We start from the raw sequence: 19615 nt of genomic DNA on the forward strand, positions 1-19615 counted from the left end.
AAGAACGCCTTACACTCCGAACATTAACCGCTTTGATCCGCACACTATTTTAGGACTGCTCCTCAAAGCAATGTTCTACATGTAAGGGATTCATTTTAAAAATCCAAAACCGGGATTTCCAAAAAGAACGCCTTACACTCCGAATGCTAACCGCTTTGATCCGCACACTATTTTAGGACTGCTCCTCAAAGCAATGTTCTATATGTAAGGGATTCATTTTAAAAATCCAAAACCGGGATTTCCAAAATGAACGCCTTACACTCCGAACATTAACCGCTTTGATCCGCACACTATTCGTTTGATTTCAACGCTTCTACCATGTCTACCCGCTTAAGGTGGCGGTGGGCGACCATGATCACAATGAGGTTAAACAGAATCATTAGAATGGTTGCCACAAAATACCATTGAATATGGATGGTTAGCGGAAAGACAACGGTTGGCGTTTCTGCCTGATAGAGGACGTATGCTGTTAATAGGTTTCCAAAACCAAAGCCAACGATAATTCCGATAATTGCCAATACAATATTTTCCCTGGCGATGTACATTGTTACTTCACGATCAAAGAAACCGAGAACTTTAATAGTTGATAGTTCGCGAATCCGTTCCGAAATGTTGATGTTAGTCAGGTTGTAAAGAACCACAAATGATAGGATTCCGGATAACAGGATGAAAATTAAAACGACCGGAGTCATCTGTTGGGACATATTGCTGACGGTCTTTTTCTGATCGGCAGTAAAGTTAACACCTAAAACGTGTGGATTGTCAGCAAGTCATTTTTTACCCAAGTTGGTCCGCTGACTGCTGGTTGTTCCCTGTAACTTGACAAAGAGAGTTTTAGCGACTGCTTTTTTATGAAAAGCATTTTGATAGGCTTGCGGTGAAAGGTACATAAAGTGGCCGATATAGTTTTTAGTGACCGCTGCTACTTTGATTGACACAGCTTTTCCATTGCCGACAACGATCTTAATTTTACCGCCTTTTTTAATCGCTAGGGTTTTCGCGATTTTTTGAGAAATAATAATGCCCTTGGAAGGGAAACGGAGCTTATTTCCTGAGCTGGTACTATTTAAATGCACGTAACGACCAAAGAATTCGGGCTTACTGGGGATATACATATTAACGTCGTTTAGTTGGTTGTGTGTTGACCTGACTTTCACAACAGAGGTGCCAACCGGTGTACTGCTTTGATAATGAGAATTATTTTGAATAGTATGCTTAACATTTGATAATTGATCTTTGTGAGTTGCCTGCACAATAGCCTGATAATGAATCACTTGGTTGAATTGAAGGTGGCCTGAAGCGCCAATTGAATCCGAAATGCCAAACCCCGTTAAGATGAGCGCTGTACCACCGGCAATTCCAAGAATAGTCATGATAGCTCTGGATTTAAAACGAAACAGATTTCTATAACTGACTTTCTGGTAAAATTTCAGTTTGGACCATAACCAGGTAAAATGTTCCAGCCAAATGCTTTTGGCAGTCCTAGGGGATTTTGGTCGCATAAGCGAAGCAGGGACCTCGTTAACCTGTTTCAAAATTACATATAGTGCTGCACCAACCGTTGCGACCAATGAAAAGATAGCTGCTAAGAGGATTTGGAAGCATTGATAATGAATCACCGGAATGTGGAAAATATATTCTGAGTAAATTGAAATCACAAACCGAGGTAGAAACTGGTTTCCGATAAAACTGCCCAAGATAACGCCAAGTATGCCTGCAAGTAATGCGTAGGCGACATAGTTCCTGGCGATTGAAGCATTAGAAAATCCCAGTGCTTTGAAAGTTCCAATTTGCATTCGCGCTTCCTCAACCATTCGGGTAACAGTTGTAAAGGTAATAAGTGCTGCTAAAAGGAAAAAGAATACGGGGAAGACATTTGCAATTGCCGCGATTCGATCTGCACTTTCCCCATATGCTGAGAAGCCAGCCAAATCTTCTCTTGTTGACCATGTATAAGTTGGGGTTGCGGTTTTGGACAGGTCATTTTTAGCGTTTATCAGCTTCTGTCTTTCCAGATCTAATTTTTGTTGTTGGGCTGTAAGTGCAGCTGTTTTTTTTATGCGTCCCTGGGAACGAGAGGGAAGCCTGCGTTTAGCTAAAGTTATTTTCTTTTGAGCAGTAGCCAACCTTTCTTGAGCAGGTAATAGCTTCTTTTCCCCCACAGACATTATTTCAGCTTTTCGCTCAGACGTTCGTGATTTAAAAGCAGATTTTAAACGTACGACCTTTTGATTTACAGTACGTTTATATCGGCTTGTGAAAGTTCCAAGGCTTTGAAGAGAAGAAAATCTCACGTTAATGGCCGTTGCGACCTGTAAGTTCATTTGGCTGCTTGGGATATAGGCAAAATAGGCAACTTGACCGGTCCCAATATTGGTTGCACCACGGGTCGTATTATCAATGTATTGAGGCGAATTTGCGAAGCCAACAATCTTGTAACGTTGCTGTTTTAAGTTTGCACTTTTTTTGAATGTATAGGTATTCCCTAATTTATAATGATTTAGACGCTGTGCACGTTGATCCAAAACAATGTCATTTTTTGTTTTTGGCAGGTGTCCACTGACCAGCCTGAGTTGGTTTAACCCATGATTTTGACGAAAACCATAAAGTGCGACTGCGTCTTTATGACGTCCTCCAAGAACGTACTTGAATTTGATTTTTCCAGCTTTGGCCCCAGCAACTTTTTCGGCAGTTTGAACGTCTTTATTGGTAAAACCTTTATCGGATATCACTTGAACATCGCTTAATTGTTGTTTATGCAGAACCGTTTCAGCTGAGTCAATCAGTGCCGGCCCCGTTGCTTTGACCCCGACAAAAATCAAAACGCCCAGCAGGATAATGAGTGAAATCGCAATGAAGCGCCCCATGGATTGGCGAATATCTCGCCATAAAAGCTTGTGCATGATGTCACCTCCTACCACTCAATGTCTGAAACCGGTGTTGGCTTGGCATTGTCAATGACTGAGCGGACTTTAGCATCATTAATATGGATGATCCGGTCTGCTATTTTGGCAATTTCCGAGTTATGCGTAATGATGATAACGGTTTTATGAAAAGTTCTGCTGGCGTCGCTTAGCAATTGCAAGACTTGTTTTCCGGTGGTGTAGTCCAACGCACCTGTCGGTTCATCACACAATAACAGTTTTGGGTTTTTGGCTAATGCTCTGGCAATTGCGACTCGTTGCTGTTCACCCCCTGATAACTGAGAAGGGAAGTTGTCAAGGCGTGCGCTCAGTCCGACTTCATTAAGAACGTTAACGGGATCCAGTCCATCTTTAACGATTGAAGTTGCCAGTTCGACGTTTTCTTTGGTGGATAGATTTGGAATGAGATTATAGAATTGGAAAATGAATCCTACATCGTCACGTCGGTATTGCGTTAATTGGTGGTCATTAAATTGAGCGATATCTGTGCCGTCAACCAGGATTTTGCCACTGGTTGGGCTGTCCATGCCGCCCAGAATATTCAAAACGGTTGATTTCCCAGCACCGCTTGGCCCCAGAATAACGGCAAGCGAGCCTTCATCGACTTGAAAACTAATGTTGTTATTGGCCACAATCTCAGTATCACCCATTTGATATTTTTTGAATTCGTTTTTTACGTCAATATATGCCATGTTAAAGCCCCCTTTAGCTCATTAACTGAACACATTGTTCCATTGATACCAGTATGATGGTTTGAAGTAGGAATCGCAATCATCAACTAAAAGCGAAATATTGTTAAATACGCATCGGTGATCAACATTATTTCAGAGTGGCCTTTTTAATGGAAAGGCTATCACGACACAGCTGGTTACAGAGATAATTGAAAATAGTATTCCTTATCAAAAACAATTAATTTTCTTGTGAGTTTGATGCCACTTGGGGTTAAAATCAGGTTAGTACTTAATGGGGGTTAGGCTTAAAACATTAGGCACTGAATCTAACAGAATAAAAGCGTGTTCAAACCGGACACTTTTATCCGAATCTGGAGGGAATAGTTGTGAAAGTTAAACGGTTATTATTGGGGACAGTTGCAGGAATTGGACTAGTCGGATCCGGCATGGGGATTGCCAGTGCTGCAACTTATATTCAACGAAGTAATGCATTGATTCAGTATTCAAGCAGTAGTTTGCGAACCGTGAATAATAGTCATGTTCATTTTGTCAAAGCCAACTCGAATTATGCTTGGTCAAAGAATCCAAGTGGTGCTGATGCAATAAAGAGCGCCAGCGGAACAAAGTGGGCGTTTGAAACCAAATACCTGCTGCCAACGACACATGCAGCACTCGGTAAATCCAGTCATGATATGACAAATCCACAAGCAGCAACCTATGCAGGAAAATACTTATTTGTACTTTATGCACCGCATAATACTGTCGGAAGGGGCTTTGTTGTCCGTTATGACACAAATGAACTGAATAAGATGAGTTTCAATGCAACGCAAAATGCGTTATTGACGAAACCGGCGTCGGGAATTAAAGTCGGTCCGCAGTTTACGGTTGGGCATGGTCAGTCATTGGCATATGATCAAAAGCATCATTCATTGTGGATGTGGCGTGATCGAGCAGATATGAAGCCAACGGCGACCTCCACCATTCAAAAAATCAGTTCATCAAAATTGAAACCCAACAAGGCCATTAAGTTTTCAATGAACAATCGTGGTGCAATGGTACCAGCTGGGCATAATTTAACCTTTGATCGTTCCGGTCATGCTTATTGGTGGGGCATTTCCGATGGTAAAGTTAAAATTTATCGTGGAGTATTTGGCAAACGAACGGTTAAGGTATCATTGACCAAGCAATTGTTGGCAAAACGAACCGGTACGCATGAGCAGGCGATGGGATACAATCCACATAATGGTCGGCTGTACCTGGTTTCTGATGATTCAATTCAGACATTGCCGGCACGTAAGACATATGGTCGTGGCAGTTTGAAACCCGGTGATATTAAATACACCAGATTTCATTCGGGACGGGAATTTGAGAGTATGACATTTGATAAATCAGGTCACGCCATGCTTTTGACCAATCGAAATCCGGAATTGATGCGGTCGACAAGTCGGTATTAATCATCAGATTTTTACGTGCGGTCTGAAATGGTATCATTAAATTCATCAACACTAATATGGAGATGGATTATTTGAAACTTTCAGATCATACAAACTGGCTAATCGATTTTTATGAACAGCGGAATTGGTACCAATATTCACCATTTATTAGATTAAACTTTTTGACAGAAGAAGTAGGGGAGTTATCCAGAGCCATTCGGGCTATTGAAATTGGTCGGGATCATCCAGGTGAGAAGGTCAAATCAAAGCCTGAGTTGCGAGATAATTTGGTGGAAGAGTTGGCTGATACGATGGATCAGGTACTGATTTTATGTGGCAAATTCGATGTTGATCCCGAAAAGTTGATGGCTGCCAGTGAAAAAAAGCTGAGAAGTCGATTTCAAAAAGATTGAAAAGGACCAAGGGATACCGTCAATTAGTATTTTTACTGACGGTATCCCTTGGCCTTTTGTGTATCTTAATTTTTTGAGGAAACTTTAAAATTGTTTGAAGTAGACAATAACGGGATAATTAAATTTAAAGCAAAATGTCAGTTATTAAAGAATGGTCCGTTTTTAAAAAAAATTGAGGCGCTAATTGTTGACACCGTGTCACCTACCTGCTATACTCATTTTAATCAATAAATGACACGGTGTCACAATTGGAGGGGGGATAAAGGATGGTATCAACAACCTTTCTTAATTTGAATAATGAAAAGAAGACGCGAATTCAAAAAGCTTTAATTGACGAGTTTTCAAGCAAACCACTGGCAGAAGCCGAGGTCGCTCCGATTGTAAAGCAGGCGGGAATCGCCCGGGGTGCTTTTTATAAGTACTTTGATGATCTAAGGGATGCCTATCAATATATTTATGGGTTGGCAATGAAAAGTATTCATGGCCGAATCGATCGGGAGGTTGCCGATAATCGTTTTGAACCGGATTTTTATGTTAACCAGGTAACATCGTTTGTTGACGGGGTTTGTCAAAGCGATTATCGTGACTTGGTTAAAATGCATTTGAGGCGAAATGAGTCTCTTATTGACGATCAATTTGACGATGTTCATTTGCAAGGCCGACAATGGGCCGCAATGGTTTTGAGTCATCAGGTTATCAAACAAATATTGTTGAATCCAAAAGAAAAAGATGTGCTGGTTAAACGGCTGCAGGATGTATTGACACAACTGGCACGCGAAAGGAGCTAACCTAATGTATTTAGCCTTAAAGGAAATTCGCCATGAAAAACTACGATATACGTTGATTATTGCAATGATCGTTTTAATTACGTATTTAATCTTTATTTTATCCGGACTGGCAACCGGTCTGGCGGGAGAAAATACCCAGGCTATTGAGTCCTGGGATGCAAAAAGTGTTGTTTTGAATCGGGATGCTAATGTTAATTTATCCCAATCAACCATCACAGACGCACAGGTTAAAAATGCCAAACTAACTAAGAATCAAGCGCTTATTGGGCAAGCACCCGTGGTTGTTAAACACAGTGATCGGAAAAAAGAATCTGCCCAGTTCGTTGGGGTAAAGAAAAATCAGTATATTGCAAAGGCGTTAACCCCATCCAATGGGCGTCAAGCTCGCAATAACAAGGAAGTAGTTGCCGATGAACAATTTAAAGCGGATGGTTACAAATTAGGAGATAAGATAAAGTTCAACTCATCGTCGACTAAGTATACGATTGTCGGTTTCGTTAAAGATGCAAAATTAAATGTCGCGCCGGTGGTCTATGGGTCACTTAAAACCTGGCAGGAATTACGAGACTTCCCGGGAGGACGATTGGCCGGAAGTGCGATTATCTCAAAGACGGCTAATTTTAATGGCCATGATAAAGCTTTGAAGACTTATTCAAACAGCTACTTCATTTCTAAATTACCGGGATACGCTGCTCAAAATACGACCTTTGGTTTTATGATTGGTTTTCTGATGATTATTTCGTTGGTCATTATTGCTGTGTTCCTGTATATTTTGACGATTCAGGCTCTGCCAACGTATGCAGTACTCCGGGCTCAGGGAATACCGGCGGCAGTCCTTGTTAAAACCATTATCAGCCAATCATTGATCTTAATGGCTGGCGGGATTGTAATTGGCGCACTTTTAACATTTATCACGGCAAATATGATTCCATTTGGGGTGCCGATTTCCTTTAATGTGCCGATGCTGGCAGGGATGTCGGTTGGGTTACTCCTGATGGGTGTGATTGGTGCGGCTATTCCGGCTCGAAAAATTGCGACCGTTGATCCTGTACGAGTAATTGGAGGTTAAAGCATGGCAGTTATTGAATTGAAAAATATTAATAAGTATTTTGGTTCTGGAACCAGTCGGGTTCACGTGTTAAGCGATGTTGACTTTTCAGCTGAAAAGGGACAATTGATTTTAGTCATTGGACCATCCGGTTCGGGTAAAAGTACCTTCTTAACGATTGCCGGCGGTTTACAAACACCTTCTTCGGGAGACGTGATTGTTGAAAACCAATCTGTGGATCAGCTTAGTAAAAAGCAGCGGGACAAATTAAGGTTGAATCACGTTGGTTTTGTTCTTCAATCCTATTCACTGGTGCCGTATTTGAAGGTGAAAGAACAATTGGAATTTGTGAGAAAAGTTAAGCCCAAGGGGAATCTGAGTGACTCTGAGCTTAAGGATCTATTGGCACAGCTAGGAATTACCGATTTAGTAAATAAATATCCGGGGCAGCTTTCCGGTGGGCAGACACAACGGGTTGCCATCGCTCGGGCATTGTACGCAAACCCGGAGATTGTATTAGCCGATGAACCCACGGCCGCACTTGATTCGGCCCGGGTAGTAGAAGTCGGTAAATTATTTAAAGAATTAGCCGATACCCGAAAAAAGGCCGTTGTAGTGGTTACCCATGATACCCGGTTAATGGAATTTGCGGATAAAACCTATGAAATCATGGATGGAAAACTTCATTTAAAAAATACAGCAGAAATGGGTCAAACATCTAAATAGTGTGTGTAGCAAAGCGATTAGCATTCGGAGTGTAAGGCGTTCATTTCGGAAATCCCGGGTTTGGATTTTTGGAATGAATCCCTTACATGCAGAATGCTGCTTTGAGGAGCAGTCCTAAATAGTGTGCGCAGCAAAGCGATTAGCATTCGGAGCATAATAGGCACAGGCCGAACAAAAGATAAATTTTGTTCGGCTTTTTTTATTGAATCGGCAGATATTTGTCATAAGGACGATGCTATACTAATAAGTGTAACCGTTTCCTATAACGTATTGAAAGGCGATGATGGCTATCCTCTATGTGGATGTCTCAAGCGGTGATGATTATTTAGCACAACCTGCGATTGGTCAATATCTGTCGACGTATTTTATTACCAATCCGAAGTTTAATGACGAAGTTATCTTCTTCTATCGGCCCAAAACGCCGATTATCATTTGTGGTGTCAACCAAAACGTTTATTCAGAGGTTGATTTAGCCTATTGCAAAGCGCACGGTATTAAAATTGCCCGCCGGGGAGCCGGTGGCGGTGCCGTTTATGTTGATTCCGGGAATTTAACGTATTGTTTTGTTGATAATGATGACAGCCATCATTATTTGGATTTTAAACATTATGCTCAAAATGCAATTGCAACGTTAAAAGATCTTGGTGTTGATGCCGCGATGACCGGGCGAAATGATTTAACGGTTGACTGTAAGAAGTTTTCCGGCATGTCGGCGCTAAAAATCGGCAATCGTTTTTCAACCGGCGGAACCTTAATGGTTGATGTTGATTTGGATAATGCTTCCAGAGCGTTACGACCACCAAAGTCAAAAATGGCGTCTAAAGGCGTTAAGTCTGTTCATAGTCGGGTAACTAATTTAAGGCCATACTTTAGCAGCCACTATCAAAATATGACTTTGTCACAATTGCAGACCAAGTTTCTTTTAAAGCTTTTTCACACAACTAACCTCAATCAAATTCCTACCTATGTGATGACAGATGAGGATTGGCGGGCAATTGAAAAAGCTGCCACCAAAAAGTTTGGCGATCAAAAGTGGATTATGGGTGAACAAACGACAGATATGTATTACCATTCGCAACATTTTGCCGGAGTTGGTACCGTAGAAATCAGTTTTTCTGTTGATAGCGGTGTCCTTACCCATGCTAAAGTATTTGGTGATTTCAATAAAATGAATGGCAATCTGCACCAAATCGAAACCCAGCTGATCGGAACGCCTTATAACACTGCGAGCTTGACCGAAGCGTTCACGCAGGGTGACGTTGCCAAAAATATTGGCAATATTCAGCCTGCTTCTTTAGCCGAAATGTTGATCGATCAGCAGTTTGCTGACAAGGCAACAATTAATTAAGGAACTTTTTGAATGCTCATCGCTGACAGTCTTTTGTGTATGGGGTAACATGAAGATAAGCACATGAAAGGCTGAAAGCCGGAGATGCTTCTCAAATTCTATCATTAGCAATAGTGAAGAGGTAATGCATAAATGAGTGGTGAAGTCCTTGGATCCATGTTTAACCAAAATGGCTATTCAACGGCACGAATGCGAGCGGTTTGGTCCGATGAAAATCGATTGAAAATCGTTTGTAAGGTTGAAACGGCTGTTGCCTATGCAATGTCGAAAAACAAAAAAATGCCGCTGTCTGCCTACGAAGAGATAAAGGAAAAGATTGTTCCCGAGAATTATGATATGACCAAGCTTCGGTTATCTGCAGCTAGAGCAGGACACTTTTTAGCGGGATTTGTCAGTTATTCCCAACAGTTATTTGAGGATGGCGGGGGTCAGTACCTGCACTATGGTGCCGCCAGTGAAGACGTGGAGGATACCTGTTATGTACTGCAACTAAAGCAGGCTGATAAGATCATCATGGATTACTTAGTCAAATTTGGTTCCGTTCTTTATGATTTGGCTGATAAATATAAAAAAACCATTAATGTGGCAATGGCCCATCGAACTTATAGTTCACCTTCGACATTGGGATTTAAGCTGGGAATTATTTTAAACGAGCTTGACTACCTGATGCGACGTTTGGATAGCCTGTCCGACTTTACGTTTGCCGGTTCATTAACCGGTGTTGAAGGGCTGTCAACAATGGTTGGTGACAATTACGATCAGGTTGAAACTGATTTTTGTGATTATCTTGATTTACAAGTCCCAGAAATGTATTGGCATACACAGCGTGAACGTTTTACAGAATACTGTCATGTTTTAACAATGATTGCACAAATGCTTGGGAAGCTGGGGAAAAACCTGCTGACAATGAGTCAAACACAAGTTGGCGAATTCCAAGAAGCATATGCACCCGGACGTCAGGGATCAACCGTTATTCCGACAGTTCGCGAACCATATATGTGTGAAGCAATTGTTAATTTATCGACAATTATCCGAAATGAAATGCCATTAATGTATGATACCATGCAGGTAAGCGGCGAAAAGGATACCGCAGTCTGGCGGGATATTTACGTCGTTTTGCCTGAAATGACCATGTATTTATCCGGTCAGCTTAACTACGCGACAACTATATTGAAGACAGGAAAGTTTGATACCAAACGAATGGCTGAAAATTTTATCTTGGGCGATGGCACAATGTATTCAGGTGCATTGATGATGGCATTGGCTAAAAAAGGAATGGGCAGACAGGATGCACATGAATTATTGGTTCGGTTACGGGTTAAAGCGGATGAAGAGAATAAATTATTAAAGGATCTGTTTTACTCCGACGACACGATCGCAAAGTATCTAAGTCGGCAGGATTTGGATAAAGTGATGTCGCCGGAAGCGGGCGTTCCCCATGCACTTGAGAAAACAAATAAAATTCTCGGCTTGTATCGAAAACGTCATCCACTAAATAAAAAAGGGGTAATTAACAATGGCACAAACAGCTGATGATGCAAAGTATTTATGGCAGAAGAAACTAGATAACGGACATATCCGAATTGGGTTTAATGACGTGGCCCATCAGGAAATCGGCGAAATTTCATTTGCTAAATTTCCAGATAATTTGACGGAAGTGAAGCTTGGTGACGTTATTTTATCGATTGAGGGTGCCAAAGCGGTTTCAGAAGTGCATACGCCGGTAGCCGGCAAGGTCGCAAAGGTTAACGTAGCACTTAAAGACCATCCGGAATATTTAGAGAGTTCGGACGAGGATAAAAATTGGGTCGTTGAACTGTTTTAGAAGATAGCGTGCAGTTCAGGTATGTCAAGATACCAAAAAGCTGATGCCATTATGAGACATCAGTTTTTTTGTAACATAGTTAACTGCCAGCTGGCATATAGCATCGTCGTTTTCTGTAACATAAGTTTCCGTCATTTTAGCCTTTAGCTGCTTCCAAGGCCTTGACATAGGCATCATAGGTCATTGAATCAAAACAAACCATCGTGACATCGAGTGGGGTGTCGAAGTCTTGAATAGCCGCTGTTGCAATCCCAGCGGCTTTGTCTAAAGGGAAATCGTAAATTCCGGTACTGATGGAAGGAAATGCGACTGTTTGGCAATGGTGCAAAACCGCTTGTTTTAAACTGTTAACGTAGGAATCTTTTAATAGCTGTGGTTCATTTCGCTGACCACCGTGCCAAATTGGACCGGGTGTGTGGATAATATACTTAGCCGGTAAATTAAACCCAGGTGTTGTTTTGGCTTGGCCCGTTGGACAGCCGTTTAATTTCCGACAGGCTTCATCAAGCTGAGGACCGGCAGCTCGATGAATGGCACCATCAACACCGCCACCACCGGAAAGTGCCCGATTAGCCGCGTTGACAATTGCGTCAACGTTGACTTTTGTGATGTCACCTTTAATCACGTTTAGTTTTGCCATATGGAAACCTCCTTGTACGATCTATACTAGTTTTTATTATACGACGATATTAATAGGTTAGAAGCTTCCAGTGCGGATGAGACGCATCTTGATGAGACAGATTAACAGTAGCCTTATTGTGTCTTAGTAAAAATTTTTATTTCCTTTTGGAATATTTTTGTTATAATTAGAATACACAAAGAGCCAAAACCGCGTTATAAGTGCTTTTTACATAAATAATCACATTTATTTTTAATTGATTATATGTTTTATGAACATGGATTGGGTTGCGATTCATAAACAATAGTCTAGCAGGTTACTTGGCACTTGTCGCAAGGGTCATTAATGAAGTATCAACTTATAAGGAGGGATCCCTTTGGATAAATCAGCGAACGGACTTTCACCAATTGAACAAGCGGCGATGGCATCATTACAAGACGTGATTGATCCTGAACTTGGGGTTGATCTGGTTAATTTGGGCTTGATATATAACGTTAGTGTTGATGATACACATTGCATTGTGACCATGACATTAACAACAATGGGTTGTCCACTGGGGAATTTGCTGACGGATCAAATCAAAACCGCTGTGACAGCTGTTGACGGGATCACGACTTGCAAAATTCATTTAGTTTGGGACCCGGTTTGGGATATTAATAAAATGAGCCGATTTGCAAAAGTTGCTTTAGGGATACACGGATAGACATCATAGAATGGGTTGGTAATGATATGGATATTAAAAAATTTGTGGATCGACGAAAAGCCTTGAAGTTATCCCAAATGAAACTTTGTAAGGGAATTTGTACACAGGCAACGTTAAGTAAATTTGAACGGAATGGCCGCGTACCCTCACTTTCAATTTTAAATAAATTGTGTTCCAGAATGGGCATGACGGTTGATGAACTTAACCAGGACCCTTCTTCCTCGGTCACGGTAATTAGAAGACGGTTGAATGCGATTGAGAAAGACTTGATGATGGAAAATTATCTACAGGTGCAATCAGCGCTTAAAAAGATTAACGAGGCCCATATCACAGCGATTCCTTTGAGAATGCAGTTTTTCTATCTGAGAGGCATGTTAAACGCAGTAACTAACAAAAAGCCTGATGAGGTATTATTTGATTTTTCACAGATTCTGGATGAATTAGACGAAAAACATCAAACAATTTTTACTCAACTAGCCTACATTGGCTCTGGTATTACTTATACGCGAATCAATCAGCCCGCACGTGCAGATTTCTTTTTTAAGAAGGCACATGAATTTATTAACGAGGCACTGAAAACGTCCTCCGATGATGAGGAAGGGCATGATAACTACTTACGACTTTTAACGCTCATCTTTTATACTGCTAACTATTACGCATCAAAAAGTAATTTGAGCTTGAGTGACAAATTACTTAAATCAGGTGTTGAATTATGTTCGCAAAACCACGTAACGTATTATTTACCGCGGTTAAAATTTTTAGCCGCACAAAATGCCGTTCATGAAAAAGCTAACGAGGATGACATCAGGCAATTACTGGATGAAGCGCTCGCCTTTGCCCGCTTAAATCATAATCAAGTCATTGAATTACGGGTTGCGGCATTGAAAAATGGTTACGTTAGTAATGTTTAAATGAACAACTAAATAGAGATCGCAGGGCGTACTCAATTAAGAGCCGCTTTCTGCGATCTTTTTTAGGCTGATGCTCGTTAAATAACATTAAAACTCGATTAAATGGTGGTGGACAGCGTACCTGACCAACTCCGGTCGGGAATTTAATGAGAGTTTGTGCATGATACTGGCCTTGTGAGCTTCTACCGTTTTGGTTGAAATAAAGAGACGATTGGCAATTTCTTTGTTTGTATATCCCAGGGCCATTAACGGGAAGACTTCCCGTTCTCGTTTGGATAGGCTCCGGTAACCTTGAAGATGGGCATCAACGCCACCTGCCTCAATTTGCTTAATATCGGATTTGGATAGCGTAATATTCTGATCTATGTATCGCCGATTTGCCGACAAGGCATTCAATCCACTAATGAGTTCGCTGTCTGGCGAGCTCTTTAGGATATAAGATAAGGCGCCATTATGAATGGCTTTGTTAATGTATTCCTGTTCTTCGTGCATTGAGAGAATGAGTATTTTGACATCGGGAAAATGTTCGTGAATTCGTTGAGTGGTGACCAGCCCACTTTCACCAGGCGGCATACTGAGGTCCATCACTAGGATGTCGATATTGCCCTGTTCAACACGTGCATAAGCGTCAGTACCATTGGCCGCTTCCGAAACCACTTTAAAATCGGGTTGCCCGTTGATTAAATAGGCGAGTCCCTGACGAACAACCGCATGATCATCTGCAATTAAAACTTTTAGCATAAGCATTTACCTCGCTACGAAAGTACAACCGGAAACTTGGCGGTGACCGTTGTGCCGGATCCGGGTTGGGACTTGATTTCAAAAGTCCCGTTTAAGGCTTTAATTCGCTCGTTCATATTCATTAAGCCAAGCGAACGACCATTAAAACGATGGTGCTTGGGAACATCAAACCCGATGCCGTCATCAATGATTTCCAACATAATATAATGTTCATGTGCAACTAACAAAATATTGATTTCACTGGCTTGAGCATGTTTAAGGGCATTATTAATAGATTCCTGGCCAATTCGATATAAGACACTTTGAACGTCTGTGGATAGATTATCCGTTTTGGCATTTCCAACGACAGAAATGTTCACCCCGGAATTTTCTGAAAGCCGCTTTGCCAAAACGCGTAAGGCAGGGAGTAGTCCAAAATTATCCAAAACCGAAGGGCGAATATCAAGAGCCATACCCTTTACCTCGGTCAACGTATCGTTAAGCTGATGCTCAATTTCTCTGGTTAATTCAGTAACCTGATCATGTGTCAGCACATCTTCACTTAATCGACGAACACCCATAATAGCGGAATAAACACCTTGTGCAATACTGTCATGAAGGTCCTGCAAAATGCGTTTGCGTTCTTCTTCGTGCGCTCGATTAACATATTGATTGAGTTGGCGCTGCTGCGCTAATTGATCCATCCGTTTGATGACGCCACGATTTTTAAGCGTGAGTGAAAAAACATGGTCATCCTTATCGATTAGGCGATAAACCAGGAAATATCTCAGCGGATGGGCCGATTCCTGTGCTAAGGTAATCGGGATGGAAATTTCCTGCATATGATTTTTAATGGCGCAACTAAAGCAGCTATCGGTTTGCGAAAAGCGCTGCTTGACGGCGGTATTTGCAACTTCCAATAGATATTGCGGATCAATTTTGACTATTTTTTGAAGATCATTGGCAATCCGATTGCAAACAATCAGGTCATTGTTTGCAAAAATGAGAATAGCATCTGTTTCATCGTCAAAATAACGTTTGATCCAGTTCTGGGTTTCCAGCATTAATGGTCCTCCTTTCGTTCAAAGATAACATGTATCTGACAGGAGTTATAAAATAATTCCGTTTAACATAAGATTATAACAGGATTAGAGGAAAATGAAAGATGCCTTTAACGAAAAAGTTGTAAACCAGAATGGCTGTTGGTACATAAGTGTTAATTTAACAAGTATTCAAACTGTTGCTCTGCAACGATGACAAGATGATTAATTCTTATTTTTTTAGTGTAATTGGTCAAAATCACGGTACTGGTACTTGTCAGATGGTCATAATTTGTAATAGTCACCTGCCGGGTTTGAATGCGATGACCAAGTTGCAGTGGGTTGCCGTTGCGATGATGAGACCGGAAGTCACTGGCAGTAAGTGTTGTGTATTAATATTGACACCAACTGCGTACTCATCCGGTCCAACGTTTTGATTTGCGCCGAGCGACGCAGCCGTCTCTGCCATGACAGCGTTGACGCCACCGTGTAAAAGTCCATATGGTTGCCTGACAGGGTCACTTACTTCAAGTGATATAATAACCTTAGTTTTATCATTAATGAAAACCATAGCAATGAGGACAATCTCCCTTTCGTTGTATTTATAGTCAGTTCAAAGCCACTTTCGACTCAGAAGTTAGTTGCATATGGTCGTCAAAGATTAGCTCATTATAAAGTTCCCAAGCATTTTTATCAAATTGATCATTTGCCAATGAATGCGGGTGGTAAAGTACAGCGGTATAAATTAAGAAAACGTCTGAATGATAGATAGAAATCTAAAATAAGCAGTGGGAAGGATCTAAATAGACCGATCAACACCACTGCTTTTTTGACGAGTCGTCAACCGGTTGGTTTTAACAAATTGGAGGAACAAAAACGGGATTATGAGAAATGATTATTTGAAGAAATTGATGTTAACCACTATTTTTTTAGCACTTTGTGTTGTTGGCGCAAACGTTAAGATACTGGGATCGATTGCGCTGGATTCAGCCCCGGCTTTCTTGGGAGCCATTTTATTAGGGCCGGCAATCGGTGCATTTTTAGGCTTTTTTGGTCATTTATTGTCAGCGATGCTGGCCGGTTTTCCATTAACGTTGCCGGTTCATCTGATTATTGGGGTGATGATGGCTGCCTGCATGTTCGTGTTCGGTCTGCTTCGCCAGCGTCTAACCTTGTCCCGTGGTTTGGTCATCGTCATTTCCGACGCGATCGGTTATTTGATAAACGTCCCTTTGGAATTAACACTGCTGTATCCGATTTTAAAACAGTCGGTAGTTGCTCTCCTTCTACCACTAACGATTGCGACTATATTGAATTTAATTTTGTGTGAATTGGTTAGCGCGGCATTGCCGAAACGAGTGAGAAGGACTTTTAAAGCCTTGAAACATTGATGATCGTGGTTCGGATTAAAGGAGGGTTCTGTTTTGAAATTTCGTGATTTAACGATTAAGCCAATTAGCGACAAGACTGCGTTGGTGATCGCATGTGACGTCAGTGCCGGTATTGGTGAGAAGCCGGATGATCTGGTACACGTTACGGCCGATGTTACAGCGGCATTTGCACTAAGGGTACCTTTAATGGAACTGCTTTGTTTTGGGGCGACACCCATTTCGGTTGTTGATACGGTTGGTAATGAAATGACCCCAACCGGTGAAAATATGATTGCCGGACTGAAGCAGGAATTAAGAAGGGGTGGATTGTCGGATATATCGCTGAATGGTAGTACTGAAGACAATATGCCAACCCAGACAACTTCAATTGGGGTAACGGTGATTGGGATCGCGACAAGACGAGTTGATGATTTATTTCAAAAACAGCCTATGGTCATTTATCAATTGGGACGACCATTAGTAGGCTACGCCGTTAAACAACATTTTAATGATCTATTTTCCTACAACCTGATTAATGAACTCAGGTCTGATTCAGCAGTGATTGACATGTTGCCGGTGGGGTCAAAAGGAATCGCATTTGAAATTAATCAACTGGCGAAGACACATCAGCTGGAAATAGTAGACAGTAGCGTAATGGAAACAGAGGAAATGGCTAAATCTGCCGGCCCGGCAACCGTTGCTTTGATTGGTGTCAAACCGGAGAAAAGACGGGTGTTTGAACGGCACTTTCCGCAAGCCCATTATCTACTGAGTTTAAACTAATTGTGATTGGAGACCGAAAAGACATGATTCAAGGATTAATTTTATATACCCAGTTTTTTACCCGTATTCGAATACCGGTTGAAATTAAAGACCCTGGTCATAAATTTCGAGATAATATCCAGTACTTTACGCTGTTTGGACTGATATTAGGGTGCTTGGAGGCCGCTTTGTTTTTAGGCTATACATATCTTTTCCCACAGTGGTTTGCATGGATGTTGTTTTGGATGACGGATGGCATGATAACCGGTGGTTTTCATTTGGACGCTTTGGCGGACACGGCAGACGGTGTTATGTCATCGCGGACATCGGATAAAATGTTCAAAATTATGAAGGACAGTCGGCTTGGTACGATGGGAACCCTGGCGTTAATTTATTTTTATGCGATCCTTTTTGGGGTAGGGGCAATCTTGGCCGTCAGGTTTGATCGCTTTCAGTTAACGATGCTTGTGCTAATCAGCGTTATGATGGCCAAAACAGGTATTTCACTATTATTTTATAAAATGACGTATGCTGGTGAAGCACCGGGACTTGCGACTATTTGGCAGGGAATTAAAACTTGGCGGATCGGTATCAGTCAGGTTGTTTCGCTTATTGCTATTGGCGTATTGCTGGGATATCCCGGTCTTATTAGTTATCTGGCTGTACTGATTGTCGCGTACGGCTATCGACGGTATATGCTGGCCCTGCTGGGTGGCTTCAGTGGTGATACGCTGGGCGGTTTTGCGGAAATTTCGCAGGTCATTTTTCTTTTGGCGTATGTCATTGTTACCAAATTAATGTAGGTGGTATCGAGATGAAATTATATGTTGCCAGACACGGTCAGACTGATTACAATCAACAGAAAAAGTTTTACGGTTCATCTGATGTGCCGTTGAATGCAAATGGGCGCAAAGACGCGGCTAAACTAGCAGATAAATTTGAAGCATTGCCCTTGGAACTCATTGTAACAAGCGATTTAAAACGAGCCCGGCAAACTGCCCGGACTATTATAGCGACACACCCGGAAAGCGATAGTCAACTATCCTCAAAATTGGAGGAAAGTCATTTTGGCGCATGGGAAGGTCTTAATGCTGATGAAATCCAAGCGACATTCCCTGAGGATTGGCAAAACTGGCTTGATGACCCCTTTCGTGTCTCTCCTACGAATGGAGAGAATTTTCAAGACTTTAATACCAGAGTATTGGCGGGCCTTAAGAACATTCTTTCAGACGCTGCTTCAAACGATCACGTCTTACTGGTCGCTCATCTTGGCGTGCTGCGAGTGATTAACCAGTCATTTTTTCCTGAAAGTAATTTTTGGGAGCAGAAATTTCCGGCGGGGACTTATTCAGTTTATCAACTGGATGAGGTCGGAAGGTGTGTGGGAGTGGTGTATGACGTTTAGTGAAAATAAGTTCGATAATTAAATTAGCCTGTACGGATATGATGACAAATAGTTTACGGCAGAATATGCTCTTTGAGGGATAAAAATAAATTAGAAGTTTAGCTGAAAACATAGACGAAAACAAGAAAGCGATTCCATATAATGTAAGTGAAGTCTTTTTACAATATTAATTTATGGGAGTGAATATAATGCATGGCAATATTCAAAATATCGATGCCAAATCAAAAGCTGCAGTGAACGTATCGAGACGATATTGGTGGAAAGTTGTAGCGCTTTGTTTCGTAGGATGGATATTAATTTATGCTGATCGGACTATTTTGAATCCTGTGCAGGAGCAAATTGGTGCTCAGTTTCATATTGGAAATACACAGTTGGGATTAGTTAACAGTATTTTCTTTCTAACATATGCAATTTGTCAAATTCCCTTTGGGATACTTGGTGATCGGGTTGGTAGACGTTTAGTTATCATGGGCGGTTTTATTGTATTAGGAATTATGACATTTTTTAGTGGGTTTGCATTTTCGTTTGGTATTTTTCTATTATTTCGTGCATTAGCTGGTGCTGGCCAAGGAACTTACTATGGGCCTCAATATGCATTATCTACAGAGGCTATTCCGACTAAAGATTTAACCTTAGGAACTGCCATTATTAATAGTGGGATGGCATTCGGAACATCTGGCGGCTATCTTTTATCGAGTAGTATGGTGCTCCAGCACGGAATGGCATGGCAAACACCATTTTATGTTATGGCATTACCAACTATTATTGTTGGCGTTTTGTTTTATGTAGTATTAAAAGAAAAGGTTATTCGTCCTGAAGATCAAGGAAACACTGAAAAAACTGCAGAAGTTAAAAAATCGGAAGAAAGTAAGGTCCAACTTAAGGATCTATTCAAGAATCGGAATTTAG

19 protein-coding genes and 2 pseudogenes are annotated in these 19615 nt (G+C 41.4%); 15 read left to right on the forward strand and 6 right to left on the reverse strand.

Annotation, left to right across the window (positions count from 1 at the left end; translation table 11 throughout):
- Positions 1-290: 290 nt before the first annotated feature.
- Together HMPREF0519_RS02195 and HMPREF0519_RS02200 are read right to left on the reverse strand one after the other, a co-directional pair.
- Positions 291-2903, reverse strand: a pseudogene (locus HMPREF0519_RS02195) (ABC transporter permease).
- 11 nt (positions 2904-2914) lie between these two features.
- A complete protein-coding gene (locus HMPREF0519_RS02200) occupies positions 2915-3616 on the reverse strand; it encodes an ABC transporter ATP-binding protein (RefSeq protein WP_003557047.1) in 702 nt (233 codons plus the stop codon).
- 365 nt (positions 3617-3981) lie between these two features.
- Here HMPREF0519_RS02200 and HMPREF0519_RS02205 point away from each other — a divergent pair, with 365 nt between their 5' ends.
- From HMPREF0519_RS02205 to HMPREF0519_RS02240, 8 genes are all read left to right on the forward strand, one after another.
- Entirely contained in the window at positions 3982-5049 is a 1068-nt protein-coding gene (locus HMPREF0519_RS02205; protein WP_003557049.1) for a hypothetical protein, read from the forward strand.
- Between the two features lie 62 nt (positions 5050-5111).
- The gene (locus HMPREF0519_RS02210) at positions 5112-5441 is read left to right on the forward strand and encodes a MazG nucleotide pyrophosphohydrolase domain-containing protein (protein WP_225429103.1); all 330 of its coding nucleotides are present in this window, start codon (positions 5112-5114) and stop codon (positions 5439-5441) included.
- A 266-nt stretch (positions 5442-5707) separates the two neighbouring features.
- Complete coding sequence (locus HMPREF0519_RS02215; protein WP_003634265.1) at positions 5708-6229, forward strand: TetR/AcrR family transcriptional regulator; 522 nt, start codon at positions 5708-5710, stop codon at positions 6227-6229.
- 4 nt (positions 6230-6233) lie between these two features.
- The gene (locus tag HMPREF0519_RS02220; RefSeq protein ID WP_003557055.1) at positions 6234-7298 is read left to right on the forward strand and encodes an ABC transporter permease; all 1065 of its coding nucleotides are present in this window, start codon (positions 6234-6236) and stop codon (positions 7296-7298) included.
- Positions 7299-7301: 3 nt separating this feature from the next.
- Entirely contained in the window at positions 7302-8003 is a 702-nt protein-coding gene (locus tag HMPREF0519_RS02225) for an ABC transporter ATP-binding protein (protein WP_003551524.1), read from the forward strand.
- Positions 8004-8283: 280 nt separating this feature from the next.
- Entirely contained in the window at positions 8284-9351 is a 1068-nt protein-coding gene (lplA, locus tag HMPREF0519_RS02230) for a lipoate--protein ligase (protein WP_003634267.1), read from the forward strand.
- Between the two features lie 132 nt (positions 9352-9483).
- On the forward strand, positions 9484-10884 hold the full coding sequence (locus tag HMPREF0519_RS02235) for a lyase family protein (protein ID WP_003551528.1): 1401 nt from the start codon (positions 9484-9486) through the stop codon (positions 10882-10884).
- Entirely contained in the window at positions 10868-11176 is a 309-nt protein-coding gene (locus HMPREF0519_RS02240; protein WP_003634268.1) for a glycine cleavage system H family protein, read from the forward strand. The genes HMPREF0519_RS02235 and HMPREF0519_RS02240 overlap by 17 nt, the downstream gene beginning before the upstream one ends.
- Before the next feature lie 136 nt (positions 11177-11312).
- Here the strand turns inward: HMPREF0519_RS02240 and HMPREF0519_RS02245 are convergent, their stop codons facing one another.
- On the reverse strand, positions 11313-11816 hold the full coding sequence (locus HMPREF0519_RS02245; RefSeq protein WP_003551531.1) for an O-acetyl-ADP-ribose deacetylase: 504 nt from the start codon (positions 11814-11816) through the stop codon (positions 11313-11315).
- Between the two features lie 400 nt (positions 11817-12216).
- On the opposite strand from HMPREF0519_RS02245, the gene HMPREF0519_RS02250 reads away from it, so the two are divergent.
- The gene (locus tag HMPREF0519_RS02250; protein ID WP_133281530.1) at positions 12217-12498 is read left to right on the forward strand and encodes a metal-sulfur cluster assembly factor; all 282 of its coding nucleotides are present in this window, start codon (positions 12217-12219) and stop codon (positions 12496-12498) included.
- Positions 12499-12524: 26 nt separating this feature from the next.
- Positions 12525-13409, forward strand: coding sequence for a helix-turn-helix domain-containing protein (locus tag HMPREF0519_RS02255; protein WP_003557065.1), 885 nt, complete (start codon positions 12525-12527; stop codon positions 13407-13409).
- A gap of 87 nt (positions 13410-13496) precedes the next feature.
- Here HMPREF0519_RS02255 and HMPREF0519_RS02260 read toward each other — a convergent pair whose 3' ends face one another.
- The 3 genes and pseudogenes from HMPREF0519_RS02260 to HMPREF0519_RS02270 form a co-directional block, all read right to left on the reverse strand.
- The gene (locus HMPREF0519_RS02260) at positions 13497-14150 is read right to left on the reverse strand and encodes a response regulator transcription factor (protein ID WP_035462177.1); all 654 of its coding nucleotides are present in this window, start codon (positions 14148-14150) and stop codon (positions 13497-13499) included.
- 14 nt (positions 14151-14164) lie between these two features.
- Positions 14165-15193 carry a sensor histidine kinase gene (locus HMPREF0519_RS02265; RefSeq protein WP_003634271.1) on the reverse strand — a complete coding sequence of 343 codons (1029 nt, stop codon included), beginning with the start codon at positions 15191-15193 and terminating at the stop codon, positions 14165-14167.
- Positions 15194-15345: 152 nt separating this feature from the next.
- A pseudogene (locus HMPREF0519_RS02270) lies at positions 15346-15740 on the reverse strand (PaaI family thioesterase).
- Between the two features lie 313 nt (positions 15741-16053).
- On the opposite strand from HMPREF0519_RS02270, the gene HMPREF0519_RS02275 reads away from it, so the two are divergent.
- The 5 genes from HMPREF0519_RS02275 to HMPREF0519_RS02295 all read left to right on the forward strand — a co-directional run.
- Entirely contained in the window at positions 16054-16560 is a 507-nt protein-coding gene (locus HMPREF0519_RS02275) for an ECF transporter S component (protein ID WP_003557074.1), read from the forward strand.
- A 33-nt stretch (positions 16561-16593) separates the two neighbouring features.
- Positions 16594-17322 carry a hypothetical protein gene (locus HMPREF0519_RS02280; protein ID WP_003634274.1) on the forward strand — a complete coding sequence of 243 codons (729 nt, stop codon included), beginning with the start codon at positions 16594-16596 and terminating at the stop codon, positions 17320-17322.
- A gap of 23 nt (positions 17323-17345) precedes the next feature.
- Positions 17346-18104, forward strand: coding sequence for an adenosylcobinamide-GDP ribazoletransferase (locus tag HMPREF0519_RS02285; RefSeq protein WP_040472624.1), 759 nt, complete (start codon positions 17346-17348; stop codon positions 18102-18104).
- 11 nt (positions 18105-18115) lie between these two features.
- Positions 18116-18706, forward strand: coding sequence for a histidine phosphatase family protein (locus tag HMPREF0519_RS02290; protein WP_003634278.1), 591 nt, complete (start codon positions 18116-18118; stop codon positions 18704-18706).
- 188 nt (positions 18707-18894) lie between these two features.
- Positions 18895-19615, forward strand: a 721-nt coding sequence (locus HMPREF0519_RS02295) for an MFS transporter (RefSeq protein ID WP_040472626.1), incomplete at its 3' end; no start/stop codon positions are given.

Origin of the sequence: Lentilactobacillus hilgardii DSM 20176 = ATCC 8290, assembly GCF_000159315.1 — a bacterium.
Taxonomy (GTDB): domain Bacteria; phylum Bacillota; class Bacilli; order Lactobacillales; family Lactobacillaceae; genus Lentilactobacillus; species Lentilactobacillus hilgardii.

What these genes read in the sequence shown, in the direction of transcription:
- HMPREF0519_RS02200 (WP_003557047.1), bottom strand. Translation starts at nt 3,616, where the DNA reads ATGGCATATATTGACGTAAAAAACGAATTCAAAAAATATCAAATGGGT.
- HMPREF0519_RS02210 (WP_225429103.1), top strand. Translation starts at nt 5,112, where the DNA reads ATGGATTATTTGAAACTTTCAGATCATACAAACTGGCTAATCGATTTT.
- HMPREF0519_RS02215 (WP_003634265.1), top strand. Translation starts at nt 5,708, where the DNA reads ATGGTATCAACAACCTTTCTTAATTTGAATAATGAAAAGAAGACGCGA.
- HMPREF0519_RS02220 (WP_003557055.1), top strand. Translation starts at nt 6,234, where the DNA reads ATGTATTTAGCCTTAAAGGAAATTCGCCATGAAAAACTACGATATACG.
- HMPREF0519_RS02225 (WP_003551524.1), top strand. Translation starts at nt 7,302, where the DNA reads ATGGCAGTTATTGAATTGAAAAATATTAATAAGTATTTTGGTTCTGGA.
- lplA (WP_003634267.1), top strand. Translation starts at nt 8,284, where the DNA reads ATGATGGCTATCCTCTATGTGGATGTCTCAAGCGGTGATGATTATTTA.
- HMPREF0519_RS02235 (WP_003551528.1), top strand. Translation starts at nt 9,484, where the DNA reads ATGAGTGGTGAAGTCCTTGGATCCATGTTTAACCAAAATGGCTATTCA.
- HMPREF0519_RS02240 (WP_003634268.1), top strand. Translation starts at nt 10,868, where the DNA reads ATGGCACAAACAGCTGATGATGCAAAGTATTTATGGCAGAAGAAACTA.
- HMPREF0519_RS02245 (WP_003551531.1), bottom strand. Translation starts at nt 11,816, where the DNA reads ATGGCAAAACTAAACGTGATTAAAGGTGACATCACAAAAGTCAACGTT.
- HMPREF0519_RS02250 (WP_133281530.1), top strand. Translation starts at nt 12,217, where the DNA reads ATGGCATCATTACAAGACGTGATTGATCCTGAACTTGGGGTTGATCTG.
- HMPREF0519_RS02255 (WP_003557065.1), top strand. Translation starts at nt 12,525, where the DNA reads ATGGATATTAAAAAATTTGTGGATCGACGAAAAGCCTTGAAGTTATCC.
- HMPREF0519_RS02260 (WP_035462177.1), bottom strand. Translation starts at nt 14,150, where the DNA reads ATGCTAAAAGTTTTAATTGCAGATGATCATGCGGTTGTTCGTCAGGGA.
- HMPREF0519_RS02265 (WP_003634271.1), bottom strand. Translation starts at nt 15,193, where the DNA reads ATGCTGGAAACCCAGAACTGGATCAAACGTTATTTTGACGATGAAACA.
- HMPREF0519_RS02275 (WP_003557074.1), top strand. Translation starts at nt 16,054, where the DNA reads ATGAGAAATGATTATTTGAAGAAATTGATGTTAACCACTATTTTTTTA.
- HMPREF0519_RS02285 (WP_040472624.1), top strand. Translation starts at nt 17,346, where the DNA reads ATGATTCAAGGATTAATTTTATATACCCAGTTTTTTACCCGTATTCGA.
- HMPREF0519_RS02290 (WP_003634278.1), top strand. Translation starts at nt 18,116, where the DNA reads ATGAAATTATATGTTGCCAGACACGGTCAGACTGATTACAATCAACAG.